The 3,622-nt window shown below is 32.8% G+C and carries 3 protein-coding genes; all 3 read right to left on the bottom strand.

Translation table 11 applies throughout. From position 1 onward, the window contains the following. Nucleotides 1–161: 161 nt before the first annotated feature. Nucleotides 162–593: a hypothetical protein gene (locus KQI79_RS27120; RefSeq protein WP_216541441.1), complete on the bottom strand. Its 432-nt coding sequence runs from the start codon at nucleotides 591–593 to the stop codon at nucleotides 162–164. 256 nt (nucleotides 594–849) lie between these two features. Beyond that, nucleotides 850–1,905 carry a GTP pyrophosphokinase gene (locus KQI79_RS27115; protein WP_230193286.1) on the bottom strand — a complete coding sequence of 352 codons (1,056 nt, stop codon included), beginning with the start codon at nucleotides 1,903–1,905 and terminating at the stop codon, nucleotides 850–852. A gap of 335 nt (nucleotides 1,906–2,240) precedes the next feature. Next, entirely contained in the window at nucleotides 2,241–2,843 is a 603-nt protein-coding gene (locus tag KQI79_RS27110) for a hypothetical protein (protein WP_216541440.1), read from the bottom strand. Nucleotides 2,844–3,622: the final 779 nt, after the last annotated feature.

Genomic DNA, 3,622 nt, shown 5'->3' with positions numbered 1-3,622 from the left:
TTGGCAATCGCTCTTTTGACTGCATTTTTAGCAATTCCTCGAAGGAAAACAAGCTTTCTTGGAGAATATACATCGTGACTTCACTCCTTAAGTTTTCTTGTTTGGTCACTTGAAAACTTCTCCAAGTTGGGGTGAAGTCCCTTTTTTATGTCCGAAAATCCTTACAAATCAAGGCCTTGGATTATTGCAAAACGCTCAATATTAATTAAGTCCTCATGCTTAGATTTATTTACTATATTACTTACTCTAATATTAGATACTATCTCTATAATATATAACAATTGTTCTTTAACATTACCTTTAAATAAATTGAAAAGCTCGTTTTCAATTATACTTTTCAGAATAGCAGAATCATCTAAACTACTTAAATTATCTTTACTTATTGTGAAATTATCTTTTTTTAGTTTTTCTGGTTTAGAAATTAATATTTTATTCATTACATCACGTAAAGTAGCTTCAAAATAAGTTGTTGACATAAGGAATAATCCTTGATTAATTAAATTATCCATCTGTAATTTCAACTTTATTTCATTTAATATATCGCTATTTTTACTAATTATATCAATTAAATCGTTTGAATATAATACTGTCATTGTACACCTCTTTTTTCTTATATCTGCAATTATTTCGTTTAACGACTCCCGCATTCACGAACCCTCAAAGGTTGTACCGCAGCTTCGGCTACCTCCAAAACTATCTGAAATGCAGGGGGTAAGCCCAATGCCTGAATGCAGTGTTATACGCAATACCTGACATCCCGTGATGACTTTAATAACTAAAAAGACCCCATCGGAGTCTTTAGTCAACCAGCATCTTCCTCATCAAGTTTGAATTCAATATTGTTAAACTCTAATCCTTGGTCGTATCTACATCGAGACGATATTTCTTTATGTAACTATCTATTGGAATCTTTAATCTTCTAAAATATTGAACTGATTCTATATCAATGGCGCTCCAACTATTTTCCCAAGCCAAACTGAAATAATTCTCTATATTATTTATTATCATTATGTCACGCAATAATCCAATAAAATTAGTTTTCGCATATATATACTTTTCGATACCATCGCTGAGCTCTTTATCCAACTCGGCTAAGGTTCTTATACCGTATCTTGATAACTCTTCAATAATTTTGTTACTGGCCTTTTGAAAAGATGCTTCTATTAATCCTTTTTCAATATATATCTTGAACTTTAAGGATAAGTAGTTCCTTAAAGAGGTTGTATTAATCTCGATATTAAAATCATCACTTTCTACCTTAGTCTTGACTATTGAGTCATATTGATTGATTTCCTTAGCTAAATTGTCAAATTCCCTATCGACTAATTCAAGAGTAGCTGATGCTAAAGAAAATCTTCTCTGGATATCATTCTCCGGTGGTAGCACGCCGCTAAATTTATAATTACGATCATGCGAGATGTCAGCCCAAGCATGTTCAAGGATTGTTCTGACCTGTATTTCAAAACTCATACCTTTGTAAATTTGATATTCAGGTAATCGCAATCTTTCTTCAGTCAGTTGAGCAACATAATGAACTGAACGATAACCAACCCTATCATTTCCTAGTTCTTTTGTTTTATCTACACTGTGAAGATGATCAATATCAAACAATGGTTTAAGTATGTTACAAACTTGATTTACTTCCGATTTAACAAATGTTATAACACGAATTCCGGCCAAATCTTTAATATCCTTTATTGGATTCTTATATTTTTCTTTCCTAGCCTTCTTTGAAAAACTATCAATCTCCTTAACTCTACTACTGATTGTGTAATAGGAGGCACCTGACGAATTTAAAACCTCTCTTACAATTGACTCAACTTTATTCGCCAAACTCTTATATACTGGAAATAATCTTACGTATTCACTGACCACATCATCAATGTTTTTTTCGGCTATAGCCATGATACACCTCCAATGAATCGTTTGACATAATGGTACTAAATACCATTTCAATAATTCAAAAGTTTTCAAGTATTACGTATAACGTTCAGATATCTACGAACCTGAGACCATTAAGGGCATCGCGCCGGGTCCGTCGAACTTAGCCTCACAGGGTTGCTCGCTGATTCTTTTCCCCATCTAATATATCTTGCGAACTAAAGGCAAAGCCCGCAGCGTAGATATGGTGCTTGGCATTGTTCCTGCCTTCTTCGAATACACATATACTTACACCTAATATTTTTACAAGAAACAGACAAATCCATACAAAAACACGGATTTGTCTGTTTCTTGAATATTTATAAATTAATACTATTATAATCCTCCTTTGTCAAAAATATCCTCCCGCTTTTTGTTGTACTACCAACTATATTTGGGTCAAAGTCCAAATAAAATCTCCAATTTTTCATAGGATGAGGCATATATATCCACGTTTTTAGTCGTTCTCCATTGTTGTTGAACTTAATATCGATGATTTCATAGAATGAAATAGGATAATATTCCTCATTACGTTCCAAATCCAACTTTAAAGTCCTATATACCTTGGATAGTCTATAATCCTTTAAAGTGTAATTACAATAAGAAGTCTCACGTCCATTCAATTCATTTGTTATTCCAATTGTAATATTTCTATTTATAGTAGCAAATAGATACCTATCTAGATACTCATAATATTCAACAAGATCAATCTGATGTTGTGCATCTTCCTGTTGCTCTCTTTCTTGATCATCCAGCATTTGGAACCGTTTAGAAAGAATCGCCATCAACAAATTTTCTACTTCATCTTCATTTCCAGCTTCCTCATGAAGTTGGTCGTAAAGGAACTTAGGAATACGTACACGTCGATCCCTAGAAGCATAAATATCTTTAATTCCGTCAACGAAATCATCGAATACCGACAATGAAATACCCCCAATCTAATAATCTTCTCTACTTAATTCGACATCTATCGATTTTTTTCCTTCTTTTAGTAATTGTTTAGCTCTTATCTTGGGTTGGGTCATTTGTTATCTGATCTCCTCTTATGATTAAACATCTGGCAACCAAGGGGCAATAACCCCGCTGCGTAAATAACGTTTTATATGTTTCATTAACTATAATCAACATAGTTTTATCAAGTAGAGGAGTGGTTTAAATGTTACGCTCGAATATTGATACATAAAAAACAAAAGAGTAGCATATTCTATTTAATGAATTGCTTCTCTTTATGTAATCAAAGCTATTATCTTATCAATCAACTGTTTAATAAGTAAATACATCCAACTAATTAATCCATGGAACTTTAAACCAACAATAATTCCTATTAAGCTAATTCCTATACTAGGCCAAACAGTCCAATGCAGGTATCTTTTGAATATACTAATTTGCTCCTCAATACTGTTACCTGTAATTTGATCAATACGATCTTCAAGGAATATTTTTTTATAGTCCTTAACTCGTTTTTCGTAAACGTCAATAATAACTTTCTTATTTGCATTCGCCAGTGTGCTGTAATAGACAGTAAGCGCAGTTGAGAAAAAGCCATAAATATAAAGTATCCAAGGAATATAAGCTTGATTCTCTGTTTATTGCATAATAGAAATGCCTAATATTGCAGCGTAAAAATGCCGAATTAAGATGCAAAAAAGAGACACTTGTCAGCATCCCACTATCATCCTATCGTTATGTTTGTCGACAACGT

This window comes from Paenibacillus sp. MSJ-34 (assembly GCF_018918005.1).
In the GTDB taxonomy this organism is placed as follows: Bacteria; Bacillota; Bacilli; order Paenibacillales; family Paenibacillaceae; genus MSJ-34.
Note: the sequence above shows the minus strand (reverse complement) of the source record. Positions and strands in the feature narration are given on the sequence as shown.